This is a genomic window from Mesorhizobium sp. B2-1-3 (assembly GCF_006442495.1).
Lineage (GTDB): Bacteria > Pseudomonadota > Alphaproteobacteria > Rhizobiales > Rhizobiaceae > Mesorhizobium.
In genome coordinates this window covers 704,489-721,970 of record NZ_VFWL01000001.1, presented here as the reverse complement: position 1 = coordinate 721,970, position 17,482 = coordinate 704,489, and the positions used below count along the sequence as shown (strand labels likewise).

The 17,482-nt window shown below is 64.5% G+C and carries 15 protein-coding genes; 3 read left to right on the top strand and 12 right to left on the bottom strand.

Features of this window, described 5'->3' with window-relative positions; all coding sequences use genetic code 11:
* Positions 1-10 precede the first annotated feature (10 nt).
* The 3 genes from FJ973_RS03755 to FJ973_RS03745 are packed head-to-tail and all read right to left on the bottom strand — an operon-like array spanning position 11 to position 2,859.
* Positions 11-1,291 (bottom strand): TRAP transporter large permease, encoded by a 1,281-nt coding sequence (locus FJ973_RS03755; RefSeq protein ID WP_140554881.1) that lies wholly within the window; start codon positions 1,289-1,291, stop codon positions 11-13.
* A 3-nt stretch (positions 1,292-1,294) separates the two neighbouring features.
* Positions 1,295-1,885 (bottom strand): TRAP transporter small permease, encoded by a 591-nt coding sequence (locus tag FJ973_RS03750; RefSeq protein ID WP_224681114.1) that lies wholly within the window; start codon positions 1,883-1,885, stop codon positions 1,295-1,297.
* On the bottom strand, positions 1,882-2,859 hold the full coding sequence (locus FJ973_RS03745) for a TRAP transporter substrate-binding protein (RefSeq protein ID WP_140554880.1): 978 nt from the start codon (positions 2,857-2,859) through the stop codon (positions 1,882-1,884). Before FJ973_RS03745 ends, FJ973_RS03750 begins: the two co-directional genes overlap by 4 nt.
* A gap of 359 nt (positions 2,860-3,218) precedes the next feature.
* Between FJ973_RS03745 and FJ973_RS03740 the strand changes: the two genes are divergently transcribed.
* The gene (locus FJ973_RS03740; RefSeq protein WP_140554879.1) at positions 3,219-4,709 is read left to right on the top strand and encodes a mannitol dehydrogenase family protein; all 1,491 of its coding nucleotides are present in this window, start codon (positions 3,219-3,221) and stop codon (positions 4,707-4,709) included.
* Positions 4,710-4,762: 53 nt separating this feature from the next.
* On the opposite strand, the gene FJ973_RS03735 is transcribed toward FJ973_RS03740, so the two are convergent.
* From FJ973_RS03735 to FJ973_RS03700, 7 genes are all read right to left on the bottom strand, one after another.
* Positions 4,763-5,170 carry a F0F1 ATP synthase subunit epsilon gene (locus tag FJ973_RS03735; RefSeq protein ID WP_140492977.1) on the bottom strand — a complete coding sequence of 136 codons (408 nt, stop codon included), beginning with the start codon at positions 5,168-5,170 and terminating at the stop codon, positions 4,763-4,765.
* 114 nt (positions 5,171-5,284) lie between these two features.
* On the bottom strand, positions 5,285-6,871 hold the full coding sequence (gene atpD, locus FJ973_RS03730; protein WP_181169578.1) for a F0F1 ATP synthase subunit beta: 1,587 nt from the start codon (positions 6,869-6,871) through the stop codon (positions 5,285-5,287).
* A gap of 70 nt (positions 6,872-6,941) precedes the next feature.
* Positions 6,942-7,826: a F0F1 ATP synthase subunit gamma gene (locus FJ973_RS03720; protein ID WP_140492974.1), complete on the bottom strand. Its 885-nt coding sequence runs from the start codon at positions 7,824-7,826 to the stop codon at positions 6,942-6,944.
* Positions 7,827-7,872: 46 nt separating this feature from the next.
* Entirely contained in the window at positions 7,873-9,402 is a 1,530-nt protein-coding gene (atpA, locus tag FJ973_RS03715) for a F0F1 ATP synthase subunit alpha (RefSeq protein WP_140492971.1), read from the bottom strand.
* Positions 9,402-9,962: a F0F1 ATP synthase subunit delta gene (locus FJ973_RS03710; RefSeq protein ID WP_140492968.1), complete on the bottom strand. Its 561-nt coding sequence runs from the start codon at positions 9,960-9,962 to the stop codon at positions 9,402-9,404. Before FJ973_RS03710 ends, atpA begins: the two co-directional genes overlap by 1 nt.
* Positions 9,963-10,197: 235 nt before the next feature.
* Entirely contained in the window at positions 10,198-10,593 is a 396-nt protein-coding gene (locus FJ973_RS03705) for a DUF4345 family protein (RefSeq protein WP_140518245.1), read from the bottom strand.
* 95 nt (positions 10,594-10,688) lie between these two features.
* Positions 10,689-11,384, bottom strand: coding sequence for an aspartate/glutamate racemase family protein (locus tag FJ973_RS03700; protein WP_140554878.1), 696 nt, complete (start codon positions 11,382-11,384; stop codon positions 10,689-10,691).
* Positions 11,385-11,446: 62 nt separating this feature from the next.
* Between FJ973_RS03700 and FJ973_RS03695 the strand changes: the two genes are divergently transcribed.
* Entirely contained in the window at positions 11,447-11,653 is a 207-nt protein-coding gene (locus FJ973_RS03695) for a type II toxin-antitoxin system prevent-host-death family antitoxin (protein ID WP_140492958.1), read from the top strand.
* A 6-nt stretch (positions 11,654-11,659) separates the two neighbouring features.
* Here the strand turns inward: FJ973_RS03695 and FJ973_RS03690 are convergent, their stop codons facing one another.
* Entirely contained in the window at positions 11,660-13,843 is a 2,184-nt protein-coding gene (locus FJ973_RS03690; RefSeq protein ID WP_140554877.1) for a primosomal protein N', read from the bottom strand.
* A gap of 90 nt (positions 13,844-13,933) precedes the next feature.
* Between FJ973_RS03690 and fsa the strand changes: the two genes are divergently transcribed.
* Positions 13,934-14,590 carry a fructose-6-phosphate aldolase gene (fsa, locus tag FJ973_RS03685; RefSeq protein ID WP_140518241.1) on the top strand — a complete coding sequence of 219 codons (657 nt, stop codon included), beginning with the start codon at positions 13,934-13,936 and terminating at the stop codon, positions 14,588-14,590.
* Positions 14,591-14,663: 73 nt separating this feature from the next.
* On the opposite strand, the gene FJ973_RS03680 is transcribed toward fsa, so the two are convergent.
* On the bottom strand, positions 14,664-17,225 hold the full coding sequence (locus FJ973_RS03680) for a DNA translocase FtsK (RefSeq protein WP_140554876.1): 2,562 nt from the start codon (positions 17,223-17,225) through the stop codon (positions 14,664-14,666).
* Between the last annotated feature and the right edge of the window lie 257 nt (positions 17,226-17,482).

Sequence of the window (17,482 nt, the reverse complement as noted above, 5' to 3'; positions counted from 1 at the left end):
TGGCGATCTCCTAATGGAACAGGCTCGGCAGCCACAATGAGATTTCCGGCACGTAGGTGACAAGCATAAGCACGGCGAAGGCTGCTCCGTAGAATGGCCAGATCGAGCGCATCGCGGTCCAGATCGGGATGCGGCCGATGGCGCAGCTGACGAACAGCACCGCGCCCACCGGCGGCGTGCAAAGGCCTATACCGAGATTGAGGATGAGGATCACGCCGAAATGCACGGGATCGACGCCGTAGGCCATCACAACCGGCAGGAAGATCGGGGTGGTGATGATGATCAGCGGCGACATGTCCATGAAGGTGCCGAGGATGAGCAGGACGATGTTGATCAACAGCAGGATGACCAGCTTGTCGCCGGACACGGCCTGCAGGAAAGCGACCAGCGCCGCCGGAACCCTGAGATAGGCGAGCAGCCAGCCGAAGGCTGCGGCGCAGCCGATGATCATCAGCACCATCGCCGTGGTGCGCACCGCGGCGGTCGTGGCGGCAACGAAGTCGCCCCAGCTCATCGAGCGGTAGACCAGCAACGTCACCAGGAAGGCGTAGACGATGGCGATACAGGAGCTCTCGGTCGCGGTGAAGATGCCGGACCGTACGCCGCCGAAGATGATGCCGATCAGGATGAGACCTGGAATGGCGGCGAGAAGCAGTTGCAGCGCCCGGCCGAAGCCGGCGAAGGGCTCGGTCGGATAGCCCCGGCGGCTTGCCACCCAATAGGCCGTGACCATCAGCGACAGCGCTAGCAGCAGGCCGGGCAGCACGCCGGCCGTGAACAGGTCCGCGATCGAGATGCGGCCGCCGGCCGAGATCGAATAGATGATCATGTTGTGCGACGGCGGAATGAGGAGAGCGATGACGGCGCCGACCGAGGTGATGTTGACGGCGTAGTCGATGCCGTAGCCGCGCGCCTTCATCTGCGGGATCATCAGCCCCCCGACGGCCGAGGCATCGGCCACCGCCGAGCCGGAAATGCCCCCGAACAGGGTCGAGGCGGCTATGTTGACCTGCCCGAGGCCGCCGCGCAGCTGGCCGACCAGGGAGCCGGCCAGCGCCACCAGGCGGGCAGCGATCCCGCCGCGCACCATCAGGTCGCCGGCGAAGATGAAGAACGGGATAGCCATCAGCGAAAAGACGCTGACGCCGGAATTGAGCCGCTGGAAGACCACCACCGGCGGCAGGCCGAGGGTGAGGACCGTCGCGAAGCTGGCGACGCCGAGGCAGAAGGCGATCGGCGTGCCGATGAGGAGAAGAAAGACGAACGTGCCGAAGAGGACGGCTAGCGCCATGGATCAGATCTCCTCGCCCGTTGCATAGACGTCGGCATCGACGGGCAGGCCGGCAAAACGTCCGGCCAGCCGCTCCAGCGAAAACAGGCAGACCAGGAAACCGCCCAGAATGACCGGCAGGAAGCTGACCCCGCCCGGCAGCGCAAGCGATGGCATCACCGTGTTCCAGGTGAGCCTGGTCAGCTGCACGCCGTAGACGATCATGCCGGCGCCGAAAGCCAGCACCACGAGATCGGAGATGCTGCGTAGCACCGCCTTGGCCGAGGCAGGCAGGACATAGAGCAGCACGTCGAAGCCCAGATGCGTGCGTTCGCGCACGCCCACGGCCGCACCCAGGAAGATGAACCAGCCCATCAGCAGCACCGAAAAGGATTCCGTCCAGCTCGGCGAGCGGTTCAGCATATAGCGCGAGAAGACCTGCCAGAAGATGATGATCGTCATCAGCGTCAAGCCCACGCCGCTGATCCAAAGCGCCAGCCGGGCGAGCCCGGAGAGCCACCGTTGCGCACTCAACCAGAACCCTCTCAGGGCCGGCTCGCCCGAAGGCAGCGCGGGGATATCCGCGCTGCCTGGCTTGGTGCCCGCCCTGGTCATTTCTCGGCCTGTATCCGCGCGGCCAGGTCCTTCAGCTCGGGCGTCGACAGGTATTTGTCGTAGACCGGCTTCATGGCATCGATCAGCGGCTGCTTGTCGATCTCGCTGACCTTGACGCCTGCCTTTTCGACGATGTCGCGGGATTTCTTCTCCTGCGCGTCCCAGAGCTCACGCATCTTGACCACGCTGTCCTTGGCCGCCTGGCGCACGATCGCCTGGTCTTCCGGCGACAGCTTGTCCCAGCTTGTCTTCGACATCACGAGCACCTCGGGCACGATCTGGTGCTGGTCCATCGTGTAGTGCTTGGCAACTTCGTAGTGCTTGGCGGATTCGAAGCTCGGCCAGTTGTTTTCGGCGCCGTCGATAACGCCGGTCTGCAGCGCCGAATAGACCTCGCCATAAGCCATTGGCGTGGCGTTGGCGCCAAGTGCGTTGACCATGTCGACGAACACGTCCGACTGGATGACGCGGAACTTCATGCCCTTCAGGTCGGCGATCGAGGCGATGTCCTTCTTGGTGTTGTAGAAGGAGCGCGCGCCGGAATCGTAGAAGGCCAGACCGACAAGTTGATGCGGCTCGAAAGCTTTCAGGATCTGGTCGCCGACCGGCCCGTCCATGACATGGCGCATGTGTTCGACGGAGCGGAACATATAGGGCAGAGACGGCACGGCGGTCTCCGGCACGATGCCGTTGAACGGGCCCATCGAGACGCGGTCGAGGTCGATGACGCCGGACTGCGTCTGCTCGATCGTGTCCTTCTCCTCGCCGAGTTGGGCCGAATGATAGACCTCGACCGAATAGCGCCCATTGGTGCGCTGCTTGATCAGCTCGCCCATGTATTTAACCGCCTCGACCGTCGGATAGCCGTCCGGATGGGTATCCGACGACCGCAGCACGGTTTGCGCGTTGGCAATGCCGATCAACAGCGAGCCAATGGCGAATGTGGCAGCCATCAATTTCGAAAAATGCAACATGACTTCCTCCCTTTTTCAAAATCAAAGCGCCGGCTCAGGGCCGGCGCATCACCAGCCTGTCATCCCTGCTCATCTTGGCCATTCGGTCAGCATCCGGTGCGGGCGAGCGAGCGTGGACGCGCGTCGGTGCTAAGCAGCAAATCCGCATCGGTCAGTGCCACGGTGATCCTCCCAAGAGGCGCTATCGGTAGGGTCGCAGGGAAATAATGTCAACATACAAAAAATGGGTTGTTGTATGATGACTTTGGATCGGCAACCGGCCATTGTGCCGGACGGCAGCGGATGTTACGCCGCTGCCGTTTTCCTTCGCCGACCCTACGGGGCGGCTCCCAAAGGCCAATCGGGGACTTCGCACAGCAATGAACAGGCGTCTTTCGAAGGATACGATCGCGACGTTGCCGGCCAGGATCGCCGTGCCGCGTTTTGATCGCGCATCGGTCACGCAAGGCATCGTGCATCTGGGGGTCGGCGCCTTTCATCGCGCCCACCAGGCAGCCTATGTCGACGATTGCCTGGCTGCCGGAGAGACGGATTGGGGCATCGTCGGCGTGTCGCTGCGCAGTGCCGACACGCGCGATGCGCTTGCGCCGCAGGACGGGCTCTACACGCTGGCGATCCGCAGCGGGGGCGAGGAAAGTCTTCATGTCATCGGCTCCATCGGCGCGATGCTGGTGGCGCTGGAAGATCCCGCCGCCGTGCTGGCCGCGCTGACCGATCCGCGCACCCGCATCGTGACGCTGACCATCACCGAGAAAGCCTATCTGCGGGCCGCCGGCGGCGGGCTCGACGCAGCCCACCCTGACATCGCCCACGATCTGGCGAACCCGCATCTGCCGAAGACCGCGCACGGTTTTCTGGCCGAGGCGCTTGCACGCCGTCGCGCGGCCGGCTTGCAGCCCTTCACCGTGCTCTGCTGCGACAACCTGCCTGCCAACGGGGCGACCTTGCACAGGCTGCTGGTGGAATTCGCCGCGCTGCGCGATGCCAGCCTCGGTGAGAAGGGCGCTACCAGGCTTGCCGGCCATATCGCCGACGAGGTCGCGTTTCCCTCGAGCATGGTCGATCGCATCGTGCCGGCCACGACCGATGCCGACCGGGCGCGGATCGCTCTCGAGCTCGGCGTCGACGACGCCTGGCCGGTCATGACCGAGCCGTTCCGCCAGTGGGTGGTCGAGGACAATTTTCCGGCAGGCCGCCCGGCCTGGGAAAAGTTCGGCGTCACCATGGTCGGGGATGTCAGGCCCTTCGAGGACATGAAGCTGAGACTGCTCAATGGAGCGCATTCGGCCATTGCCTATCTCGGCCTGCTCAGCGGACACGCCACCGTCGACCGCGCCTTCGCCGATCCGGCGATCAGGCGCTTTGTCGATGCGCTGTGGGCCGAGGCAATCCCGACGCTGCCCACCGATGCCGGACTGGATACCGCGAGCTACACGGCAGAGCTTGCCCAGCGTTTCTCCAACACAGCACTTGCCCACCGCACCGCGCAGATCGCCAATGACGGCAGCCAGAAACTGCCGCAGCGCATCATGGCCTCCGCGATCGAGCGCCTCCATTCAGGCGCCGCGCCCGGACATCTCATGCTGGCGGTTGCCGCCTGGATCGCCGCCTGCGAAGCGCGCGGCAAATCCCTGCCCGACGGCCATTTTACCGACCCGCTCGACATGCCGATGACGGCGATCATTGACCGGAATCTGCCCGCTGCCGAAACCGTCGCGGCAGTGTTCGATCTCGCCGGCTTCGCGACCGGGGCGCCTGAGCGGCCAGGATTGATGGACCTTGCGGCCGTCCATCTCGAGCAGTTGCGCCGTGGCGGACCGGCTCAGGCCTTCGCGGCATTGGGCATTTAAAAACAAAAAAGCGAGGCAAGGCCCCGCTTTTCAGTCGACTACTGGTGCCAGCCTCAAGCCGGCAGGATGGCGCCTTCCAGCGTGGTGAGCTGGCTGAGGAATTGTTCGGCCTTCGTGCGCGACCGGTCGTCCTTGGCGTCGGCGGCGTCTTCCCTGGCTTCCTGGATGCGGCGCGCGAGATCGGCGCGGTCGACATCCTTCACCGCGACAGCCGATTCCGCCAGCAGCGTGCAGCCGGCCGGAACGATGTCGGCGAAACCGCCGAAGACGACGTAACGCTCTTCACCGCCCGATGCAGCCTTCACCGTGACGACGCCCGGCTTGATGGTGGTCATGACCGGTGCGTGATGCGCCATCACGGTCATCTCGCCTTCCGCACCCGGAATGACGACTGCCTCGACCTCTGCGGAAACCAGCAGGCGCTCCGGCGAGACCAGTTCGAACTTGAAAGCTTCTGCCATGTCGATTTAGCGAGTAGGGAATAGTGAGTAGGGAAGTAGGGAGAAAGGGCAATTGCCCCCGGTCACCTGCCTGCCATTCACTACTGACTACTGACTACTCCCTATTTCCCTTGATTAAGCCGCTTCAGCCGCGAGGCGCTGTGCCTTCTCGACCGCTTCCTCGATGCCGCCGACCATGTAGAAGGCGGCTTCCGGCAGGTGGTCGTAGTCACCGTTGCAGAGGCCCTTGAAGCCCTTGATGGTGTCGGCGAGGTCGACCAGCTTGCCCGGCGCGCCGGTGAACACTTCGGCGACGAAGAAGGGTTGCGACAGGAAGCGCTCGATCTTGCGGGCGCGGGCCACCGTCTGCTTGTCCTCTTCCGACAGCTCGTCCATGCCCAGGATGGCGATGATGTCCTGCAGCGACTTGTAGCGCTGGAGGATCGACTGCACCTGGCGCGCGACCCCATAATGCTCTTCACCGACCACCAGCGGGTCGAGCATGCGCGAGGTCGAGTCCAGCGGATCGACGGCCGGATAGATGCCCTTTTCGGCGATCGAGCGGTTGAGCGTCGTCGTCGCGTCGAGGTGGGCGAACGAGGTCGCCGGCGCCGGGTCGGTCAAGTCGTCGGCCGGCACGTAGATAGCCTGCACCGAGGTGATCGAGCCCTTGGTGGTGGTGGTGATGCGTTCCTGCAGGGCACCCATGTCCGTGGCGAGCGTGGGCTGGTAGCCCACGGCCGACGGGATACGGCCGAGCAGCGCCGACACTTCGGAACCGGCCTGCGTGAAGCGGAAGATGTTGTCGACGAAGAACAGCACGTCCTGGCCCTGGTCGCGGAAATATTCGGCGACCGTCAGGCCGGTCAGGCCGACGCGGGCACGCGCGCCCGGCGGCTCGTTCATCTGGCCATAGACCAGCGCCGCCTTGGAGCCTTCGCCGCCGCCCTTCTTGTTGACGCCGGATTCGATGAACTCGTGATAGAGGTCATTGCCCTCGCGGGTGCGCTCGCCGACGCCGGCGAACACCGAATAGCCGCCGTGCGCCTTGGCGATGTTGTTGATCAGTTCCTGGATCAGCACCGTCTTGCCGACGCCGGCGCCGCCGAACAGGCCGATCTTGCCGCCCTTGGCGTAGGGCGCGAGCAGGTCGAGCACCTTGATGCCGGTGATCAGGATCTGTGCTTCCGTCGACTGTTCGATATAGGCCGGGGCCGGCTGGTGGATCGAGCGCAACTCGACCGCGTCGACCGGGCCTGCTTCGTCGACCGGCTCGCCGATGACGTTGATGATGCGGCCGAGCATGCCCGGACCGACCGGCACGGCGATCGGGCCGCCGGTGTCGCGTACTTCCTGGCCGCGCACCAGGCCTTCGGTGGAATCCATGGCGATGCAGCGCACGGTGTTTTCACCCAGATGCTGGGCAACTTCGAGAACCAGGCGGTTGCCGACATTGGTGGTCTCGAGCGCATTCAGGATCGGCGGCAGGTGATCGCCGAACTGCACGTCGACCACGGCGCCGATGACCTGCCGGACCTTGCCGACGATGCCGGTGGCCTTGCTGGCCACGGCCGGGGTTTTTACCGCGGCGGCCCTGGTCGGCGCTGCCGCTTTCTTGGCCGGAGCCGCCTTCGCTGCTGCGGCCGGAGCCTTTGCCGGTGCCGCCTTGGCCGGGGCTGCCGCCTTGGGAGCCGCCGTCTTGGGGGTCGCTGCTTTCGCCATCGTCTTTACCCTTTTCGTCCTTTGTTTCTCGCGCGGTCGGATCGAGGTCGTTGACCCCGGGAAACCGCGCCTAGAGCGCCTCGGCGCCCGAAATGATTTCGATCAGTTCCTTGGTGATCTGCGCCTGGCGCTGGCGGTTGTAGGTGATCGACAGCTTGTTGATCATCTCGCCGGCGTTGCGCGTGGCGTTGTCCATCGCACTCATCTTGGCGCCCATTTCGCCAGCCGCGTTTTCGAGCAGCGCGCGGAAAATCTGCACCGCGATGTTGCGCGGAATGAGCTCGGACAGGATTTCACCCGGCTCGGGTTCGTATTCGTAGACGGCGCTGGCGCCGTCAGCAGCCTCGGCCGGAGCGGACGAAGCAGCGGCCGGAATGATCTGCTGCGCGGTCGGAACCTGGCTGATCACCGACTTGAACTGCGAATAGAACAGCGTGCAGATGTCGAAGCCGCCCTCATTGAACAGGTGGATGACCTTGCGGGCGATCGTGTCGGCATTGACGAAGCCGAGCGTCTTGACCTCGCGCAGGTCGATCCGGTCGAGGATCATCGACGCATAGTCGCGGCGCAGGATATCGAAACCCTTCTTGCCGACGCAGATGATCTTGACCTGCTTGCCGTCGGCCAGGAGCCTGCGGATGTGGTCGCGGGCAAGACGGGCGATCTGAGAATTGAAGCCGCCGCACAGGCCGCGCTCGGCCGTGCAGACAACGAGCAGGTGCACGTCGTCCTTTCCGGTGCCGGTCATCAGCGCCGGGGCATCGCCACCGCCGCCGATCGCCTGGGTGATGTTGGCCAGCACGGAACCCATGCGCTCCGAATAGGGGCGCGCCGCTTCCGCGGCCTCCTGTGCACGGCGCAGCTTCGCCGCGGCGACCATCTGCATCGCCTTGGTGATCTTCTGCGTCGCCTTGACCGAGGCGATACGGTTACGAAGGTCTTTTAATGAAGGCATGCTTCAAACCTGATCCCGTCTTGTCTCATCCGGACTGGCGCTTCGCTCAGGCGAAGGTCTTGGCGAAAGCGTCGATCTCGGCCTTCAGCTTGCCGCGCAGATCGTCCGACAGCGCCTTTTCCTTGCGGATGGCGTCGAGGACGTCCTTGCCGGCCGAACGCATGTGGCTGAGCAGGCCATGCTCGAACTTGCCGACCTGGTTGACCGGCAGCTTGTCAAGATAGCCGTTGACGCCGGCGAAGATCACCGCGACCTGCTCTTCCGTCTTCAGTGGCGAGAACTGCGGCTGCTTCAGGAGCTCGGTCAGGCGCGAACCGCGGTTGAGCAGGCGCTGCGTGGCGGCATCGAGATCCGAGCCGAACTGCGCGAAGGCCGCCATTTCGCGGTACTGCGCGAGCTCGCCCTTGATCGAGCCGGCAACCTGCTTCATCGCCTTGATCTGCGCCGAGGAGCCGACGCGCGACACCGACAGGCCGACATTGACGGCTGGACGGATGCCCTGGAAGAACAGGTTGGTTTCGAGGAAGATCTGGCCGTCGGTGATCGAGATCACGTTGGTCGGGATATAGGCCGACACGTCGTTGGCTTGGGTTTCGATGACCGGCAACGCCGTCAGCGAACCGTTGCCCATGTCGTCATTGAGCTTGGCGGCGCGCTCGAGCAGGCGCGAGTGCAGGTAGAAGACGTCGCCCGGATAGGCTTCGCGGCCCGGCGGGCGGCGCAACAGCAGCGACATCTGGCGATAGGCGACGGCCTGCTTCGACAGATCGTCGTAGCTGATCAGCGCATGCATGCCGTTGTCGCGGAAATACTCGCCCATGGTGCAGCCGGCGAACGGCGCCAGGAACTGCATCGGCGCCGGATCGGAAGCGGTGGCGGCGACGATGATCGAATATTCGAGCGCGCCGCGCTCTTCCAGCACCTTGACGAACTGCGCCACGGTCGAGCGCTTCTGGCCGACGGCGACATAAACGCAGTAGAGCTTTTCCTTCTCGGGGCCGTTGTCGTGCACCGACTTCTGGTTGAGCATCGTGTCGAGGATGATGGCGGTCTTGCCGGTTTGGCGATCGCCGATGACCAGCTCGCGCTGGCCGCGGCCGACCGGGATCAGCGCGTCGATGGCCTTGAGGCCCGTCGACATCGGCTCATGCACCGACTTGCGCGGAATGATGCCGGGCGCCTTGACGTCGACGCGCTTGCGTTCGGTCGCCTTGATCGGGCCCTTGCCGTCGATCGGGTTGCCGAGCGCGTCGACGACGCGGCCGAGCAGGCCCGGACCGACCGGAACGTCGACGATCGCGCCGGTGCGCTTGACGGTGTCGCCTTCCTTGATGTCGCGGTCGGCGCCGAAGATGACGACGCCGACATTGTCGGCTTCGAGATTGAGCGCCATGCCGCGGATGCCGCCGGGGAATTCGACCATCTCGCCGGCCTGGACATTGTCGAGGCCGTAGACGCGGGCGATACCGTCACCGACGGACAGCACCTGTCCGACTTCGGAGACCTCGGCCTCCTTGCCGAAATTCTTGATCTGGTCTTTCAGAATTGCGGAAATTTCCGCGGCGCGGATGTCCATCAGCCGACCTCTTTCAGTGCAAGCTTGAGCGAATTGAGTTTGGTTTTGAGCGACGTATCGATCTGGCGCGAGCCCATCCTGACCACCAGACCGCCGAGCAGCGACGGATCGACGGTGACGGAGATGGAAACGTCCTTGCCGGCAACGCTCTTCAGCGCCGCCTTGAGTTCAGTCTGCTGGGCAGCGCTCAATTGGTGAGCCGATGTTACCTCGGCGGTCGTCTCGCCACGATGCTCGGCGGCGATCTGGCGGAATGCCCTGATCATGCCGGGCACGGCGAACAGCCGGCGGTTCTTGGCGACGACGCGCAGGAAATTGCCGGTCAGGCCGGTGATCCCGGCCTTGTCGGCGATCGCCGCGATGGCCTTGGCCTGGTCCTCGCTGGAGAACACCGGGCTGTTGATCAGCCGGGTCAAGTCGGCGCTGCCCGCGAGCATCGCCTCGAAACTGTTGAGGTCGGCTTCGACCTTGGCGACGGAATTCGCCTGCGATGCCAGTTCGAACAGCGAACCCGCATAGCGTTCTGCGACACCTGAGATTGGCGATGACGATTGGGCCACGGACCGTCTTTTCTCTTGTCTGACAGGCCGCAGATTGTTGGCGCGAGCGAAAACTCTGGCTAAATCTTTGACCTTACTGCATTTTTTCAAGCACGGAGGCGCGGCTTCCGCTATCCCCGGCCGAAAGTCGATTGCCGTCTAGCACAGGCCTTTTAAGACCGCAATGCGTCGTTCCGCATGGTTTTCAGGCACTATTGTCGCATCCGGGGACGAAGTCCCTGGATTGCCTGCGGATTCAGGGCAGGAAGCCGAAGGCAAAGGCAAGCGGCAACGCCGCCAGCGCCAGTTCCACGACGATGGAAACCCAGTTGAAGGGCGTGTTGGCGCCATCCGACATCATCGACAGCAACCGGCCGAAGGCGGTGAACAGCCAGGAGAAGCCGAGCGCCATGTAGATCAGCGGCTGCGCCAGCAGGATGCAGCACAGGCCGACGCCGAGATAGAAGCCCGACATGCGGCCGCGCCCTTCGGCGATCGCCGCCGCCTTCTCCGGCTTGACCTGCAAGCGCAGAATGCGGAAGGCAAGCCCCGGCGCCAGGAAAAGCACCAGGCCGAGCAGCACCGTGACGACGGCGCTCGACCAGGCCAGCCATTCGCCCTGGCTCACCGGCCATGGAAACGCAAAATCCATAATGTCCCCTCGTAAATGCCGCTCTGAAATCGCGGGCATTCTAGCGGAGGAAAAGCCGCGCGCCAGATGGCGGCCGGCACTTTAGGCCAAACCCATCAGGAGAGCGCGAAGGCGACCGCCGCTTCAGCATGGATGCGCGTCGTGTCGAAGACCGGAATGTCGAAATCCTGCTGGCCGATCAACATCGTGATTTCGGTGCAGCCCATGATCACGCTGTCGGCATTTTCATCGCGCCGCAGGCGGTTGATCTCGGCGATATAGGCGGTTTTCGATGGCTCGGTGACGATGCCCTGGCAGAGCTCGTCATAGATGATGCGATGGACCATGTCGCGTCCTGCCTGGTCCGGCACGATCGGCTGCAATCCATATGTGTCGGCAAGCCGGCGCTTGTAGAAATCCTGCTCCATGGTGAACCGTGTTGCCAGCAGCGCCGGGCGCCGCATGCCGGCCGCCTTGACAGCGGCTGCGGTGGCGTCGGCGATGTGGGTCAGCGGGACCGATACCGAGGCCTGCACCTGGTCGGCGAGCTTGTGCATGGTGTTGGTACACAAAAGCAGGCCTTCCGCGCCAGCTGACTCGAGCTTGCGCGCGGCATCGACCAGAAGCGCGCCGGCGCCGTCCCAGTCCCCGTGATGCTGCAGCTCGGCGATCTCGGCGAAGTCGAAGGACCACAGCAGCAATTTCGCCGAATGCAGCCCGCCGAGACGCTGCCTCACGAGATCGTTGAGCAGGCGATAATAGATCGCCGTCGATTCCCAGCTCATGCCGCCCAGAAGGCCAAGGGTTTTCAAAACGGTTTCCTTTCCTTGCAGCGACTTATGATACAGTCCAAGGCGATGTTGAGGGCTACTCGATGAAAACAAAATCCAGCAGCAAAGCACGCAGCGAACTGTGCGCCGTGGTCGCTGAAGCCAGCAAAGGCAGCCCGACAACAATCACCAAGCGGGGACGCCCCGTGGCCATAGTGATATCGATCGAGGACGCCCGTCGACTCTATCCTGAAGAGTTTAGGCAACGTCCCGAACTGAAGGACACGACCAGCAATCCGCGCGAACGCTGAGCGACCTTACAAAAAGCTCTGCGGATCGATGTCGACCTGCACCCGGACCGAGCCGCGCTGCTTCGGCCCGTTGGCGAGCATGGTCCGGATAAACCTTTGCATGTCGGCGCGGCGCTCGCCCTGGATCAGCAGGCGGAAACGGTGACGGCCGCCGAGCAACGACAGCGGCGCTTCGGCCGGCCCGAGCACGAACAGGTCGGATGCCTCGGGCGCGGCACGGCGCAGGGCGCGGGCATGGCCCTCGGCTTCCGCCCGCGTCACCGCGCTGACGATGACGCCGGCGAGCCGGCCGAAGGGTGGCAGAGCCGCCCGCTCGCGCTCGGAAATCTCGCGCTCGTAGAACGCATCGGCATCGCCGGAGACGATCGCCCGCATCACCGGATGGTCGGGCTGGAAGGTCTGCAGCAGGCCGAGACTCTTCTTGCCGGTGCGCCCGGCGCGGCCGGTCACCTGGCTGAGCAGCTGGAAGGTGCGTTCGGCGGCGCGCGGATCGCCATTGGCAAGGCCGAGATCGGCATCGACGACACCAACCAAGGTCATGTTCGGGAAATTGTGGCCCTTGGCGACGAGTTGCGTGCCGATGACGATATCGGCCTCGCCATTGGCGATGGCTTCCAGCTCCAGCCGCAGCCGCCGCACGCCGCCCATCAGATCCGACGACAAAACGATGGTGCGCGCATCCGGGAAATGTGTGACGACTTCCTCGGCGATGCGCTCGACGCCCGGCCCGCAGGCGACCAGATGATCGAGCGTGCCGCATTCCGGACAGGCTTCCGGACGGCACTCATTGTGCCCGCAATGGTGGCAGACGAGCTGGCCGCGAAAGCGGTGCTCGACCAGCCAGGCCGAGCAGACCGGGCAACCGAAGCGGTGACCGCAGACGCGGCACAGCGTCAGCGGCGCATAGCCGCGCCGGTTGAGGAACAAAAGCGATTGTTCCTTCCTCTCCAGCGTCCGTCGCATATGGTCGAGCAGCACCGGCGACAGGAAGCCGCCGCGCGCCGGCGGCGCGCGCCGCATGTCGATCGCTTTCAGGTCGGGAAGTGCCGCCTCGGCGAAGCGGGCGGACAGCACCGCCCTGGCGTAGCGGCCCTGGCTGGCATTGACGCGGCTCTCGACCGATGGCGTCGCCGATGCCAGCACCACGGGGAAGCCACCTATATGGCCGCGCACGACAGCCATGTCGCGGGCATTGTAGAAGACGCGGTCTTCCTGCTTGTAGGCGGGGTCGTGCTCCTCGTCGACGACGATCAGGCCAAGCTCCTTGAACGGCAGGAACAGCGCCGAGCGTGCGCCGGCCACGACCCGCACGCCGCCTTCCGCCACCTGCCGCCAGACGCGTTCGCGCATCCTCGGCGGCAGGTCGGAGTGCCATTCGGCGGGCTTGGCGCCAAAACGCTGCTGGAACCGTTCGAGGAAAGCGTGGGTCAATGCGATTTCGGGCAGCAGGATCAGCACCTGCTTGCCCCGGTCGAGTGCCGCCGCCACCGCCTCGAAATAAACCTCCGTCTTGCCCGAACCAGTGACGCCGTCGAGCAGTGCGACGTTGAAGCCGCTGCCCGCGACATTGGCGCGCAGCAGCCGCGCGGCTTCGTTCTGGTCGGGCATCAATTCCGGCGCGGCGTAGGCTGGGTCGGGCTCCGCCACCACGGGCCGCGGCGGGATCATCACCGTTTCGAACACGCCTTGCGCCTTCAGCCCTTCGATTACCGTCGACGACACGCCGGCCGCATGGGCAAGGCCGGATCGCGTCCAGGCCAGTCCGCCTTCGGCCGTCTCCAGCACGCGGGCCCGCGCATCCGTCATCCGGTCCGGAACGGCCGCGGTTCGCTGCAATCCCTCGATCCACGGTTCCGGATCGAAGGCCTCCGGCGCCCTCAGCAGCATGCGCGCCACCATGCCCGGCGCCGACAGCGTATACTGCGCCACCCAGTCGACGAAACGGCGCATCGCCCGATCGATCGGCGGACAGTCGAAGACCTGTTCGATCGGGCGCAGCTTTTTCGCGTCGACCGTCTCGACCGCGCCGTCCCACACGATGCCGGCGACCTGGCGGGGGCCGAGCGGCACGCGCACGATCGAGCCCGGCACCACCCGCATGCCGGCGGGCACGGCATAGGTGTAGGGGCGTTCGGCCGGCATCGGCACCAGCACCGGTGCGGCTGCGACAAAGGGCGAATCTTCGATCATGAGGCGTGACCTTGCCCCGACTTTGCTCTAGATCAAAGGGCAACGCTGAACGTGCCTTCCCAAGCACGAGGAAATCGTCAGGAGACCGCCATGAAATTTTTTGCCGACACCGCCGACATCAAGGAAATCCGCGAACTGATCGATCTGGGGCTGCTCGACGGCGTCACCACCAACCCGTCGCTGATTCTCAAATCGGGCGGCAAGATCTCCGAGGTTACCAAGCAGATCTGCGACATCGTCGAAGGTCCGGTCTCCGCGGAGGTCGTGGCGACCGAATACAAGCAGATGATGGCGGAGGCCGAGGTGCTGGCCAAGATCGCGCCGAATGTCGCCATCAAGGTGCCGTTGACGCTGGATGGATTGAAGGCCTGCAAGACGATCCGCACCCAGATGAACCGCATGGTCAATGTCACGCTCTGCTTCTCGGCCAACCAGGCGCTGCTCGCCGCCAAGGCAGGCGCCTCCTTCATCTCGCCCTTCGTCGGCCGCATCGACGATACCGGCTCGGACGGCATGGAAGTGATCCAGGAGATCCGTCAGATCTACGACAATTACGATTTCCAGACCGAGATCCTGACGGCTTCCGTGCGCACCGTGAACCACGTCAAGCAGGCGGCGCTCATCGGCGCCGATATCGTCACCGCGCCGCCCGCGACACTGAAGGCGCTGGTCAATCACCCGCTGACTGACAAGGGTCTTGCCGCCTTCCTCGCCGACTGGGCCAAGACCGGCCAGAAAATCGGCTGAGCGAGCTTATATCCGACACGAAAAAAGGCCGGGCAACCGGCCTTTTTCATGCGCTGCGGATCAAGAGGCCCGGTCAATCCGTGCCGTCATCCTCAACTGCGGTTACCGGCGGGCGCCGGCCCATGATGATCTCGCGCTTGCCGACATGGTTTGGTGCACCGACCAAACCCTCCTTCTCCATGCGCTCGACCAGGGACGCGGCGCGGTTGTAGCCGATGCCGAGGCGGCGCTGAATGTAGGACGTCGAACACTTCTTGTCGCGCAACACCACCTTGACCGCCTCGTCATAGCTGGTATCGCCGTCCTCCGACGCAACGGCGCCCTTGTCGAAGACCGCGCCCTCATCGCCTTCGTCTTCCTCTTCATCCTCGTCGGCCGTCACGGTTTCCAGGTATTCGGGGCGACCCTGCGCCTTCAGATGCGCCACGACATGCTCGACCTCCACGTCGGAGACGAAGGGGCCGTGCACGCGGGCGATGCGCCCGCCGCCCATCATATGCAGCATGTCGCCCTGACCCAGCAGCTGCTCGGCGCCCTGCTCGCCAAGGATGGTGCGGCTGTCGATCTTGGAAGTGACCTGGAAGGAAATCCGCGTCGGAAAATTGGCCTTGATCGTGCCCGTGATGACATCGACCGAGGGGCGCTGCGTCGCCATGATCAGGTGAATGCCGGCCGCGCGCGCCATCTGCGCCAGGCGCTGGATGGCGCCTTCGATCTCCTTGCCGGCGACCATCATCAGGTCGGCCATCTCGTCGACGATGACGACGATGTAAGGCATTGGCGCGAGGTCGATTTCCTGCTGCTCGAAGAGCGGCTCGCCGGTGCCTTTTTCGAAGCCCGCCTGCACGGTCATGACGACCGTCTCGCCGCTTTCGCGGGCTTGGGCGGCGCGTTGATTGTAGCCGTCGATATTGCGCACGCCGAGCCTCGCCATCTTGCGATAGCGGTCCTCCATCTCGCGCACCGCCCATTTGAGCGCGGTAACGGCCTTTTTTGGATCGGTGACGACCGGGGTCAGAAGATGCGGGATGCCGTCATAGACGGAGAGTTCGAGCATCTTGGGATCGACCATGATCAGCCGGCATTCCTCCGGCTTCAGCCGGTAGAGCAGCGACAGGATCATCGTGTTGATGGCAACCGACTTGCCGGAACCGGTGGTGCCGGCAACGAGCAAGTGGGGCATCTTTGCCAGTTCGGCGATGACAGGCTCACCGCCGATCGTCTTGCCGAGGCAGAGCGCCAGCTTGCAGCCGGTCTTGCGGAAGCCCTCCGATTCGATCAGCTCGCGGAAATAGACGGTTTCGCGCGCCTCGTTCGGAAGCTCGATGCCGATGACGTTGCGGCCCGGCACGACGGCGACGCGCGCCGAGATCGCCGACATGGAGCGGGCGATGTCGTCGGCGAGACCGATGACGCGGGAGGATTTGACGCCCGGCGCCGGCTCGAATTCATAGAGAGTGACGACCGGACCGGGGCGAACATGGATGATCTCGCCGCGCACGCCGAAATCCTCGAGCACGCTTTCCAGAAGATCGGCATTCTGCTCGAGCCGCTCCTGCGACATGTAGAAGCCTTGTCCCTCCGGCGGCTGCTGCAACAATTCTTCTGAGGGGAGTTCGTACGTCTCGCCCGTCGCGGTCGGCACGATCCTGCCGACCAGTGGCGCTCGCGACGATGCGCGCGCAGCCGGAGCCGGTACGGCTTGCTCCAAACTTTGCGTGACCAGTGCCGGAACGGCATTGCTTGCGACGGCGGGAATTGCGGCCGGAGCCCGGGCTTGCTGCGGCACGCGGTTCGCCGCCGGCTGAACCGCGGCCTGGTTGGAGTTGGCCGGACGGACATCCGGCACGGCGGACGGAGCTGGCGACCCGGGAAGGCATTCGATGACACGGAACAACGCGGTCGGATCGGCCGTTGGCGCGGGGCGGTTGTCGATCCGCTCGGTGACCACAGGCGCGGTCGTGCGTGCAACCGAAACGGCCCGAGGCGCGGGTGACGGGCCTTCGACCAAATAGGGCGCCATGACCTCGAAAAAGACGTGATCCGACAGATAGGGCCAGCGCACATTTTCGCGCGCCGTCGTCTTGACCGGGGCTGTCGCTGCTTGGGCGGACGCTGCCGGTGCGGACGCCCGCGCCGCCGCAGTCATCCTGTGGCCCGCAGGCGTAGCGGCGGCCCGCGCCTTTTCGCCGGCATGCCCTGACGGAACGGGGGCCGGGGCCGGTTGCACCACCGCTCTGTTGCCGACGGGCGGCCTGGCGGCGCCCGAAGAAAGGTTTCGGCTTGGTATCGGCGCCGATGAAGACGTCCCAGCCGCGGTGGATTGGCCAGGTGCCTGCGGTGCTGGTGATTCGCTTTGCTCGACGGCAATCGCCTCGTCCCGCGGACGGCGCGTGCTGGCTTCATAGTCCGGCGTGCGCGTAAACCGCACATTGGGCGCCAGGAAGAAATAGTCTTGCCAGGCAGGGCTTTCGTTGCCGCCGAGATCGACAGGGGATGGGGAAGGGCCGGCTCCTGCTGCTCTTGCCCGCTGGCTGTCCGCCTTGTTGTCCACACCCGTGAAACGCTTCACCCCGGGGTCATCGGGCGACGCTGCCTTCAATGAACTGACCCGAGGAAAACGCTTGGATTCCATGCTCAAGACTCACGCTGAAATGTCTGCTGAGCAATAGAGAGCGAGTGGTTAACAGTTGCTTCCCGTCGGCCCCCCAAGAGCGGCGAAGCGTGACTTTCACAGCGGTGTCGGACGATCGGATCCGTGCGGCCGATCGTCATCCCACGATCGTCAACACACCCGCGCGCTTCGGCTAAAGGCGAACGGAGAACCGGCTCCGGAGCCGTGGCAAAGGCGGCCTTCAGGCACCAGATTGTTATGCCACCATGAAACGGAGA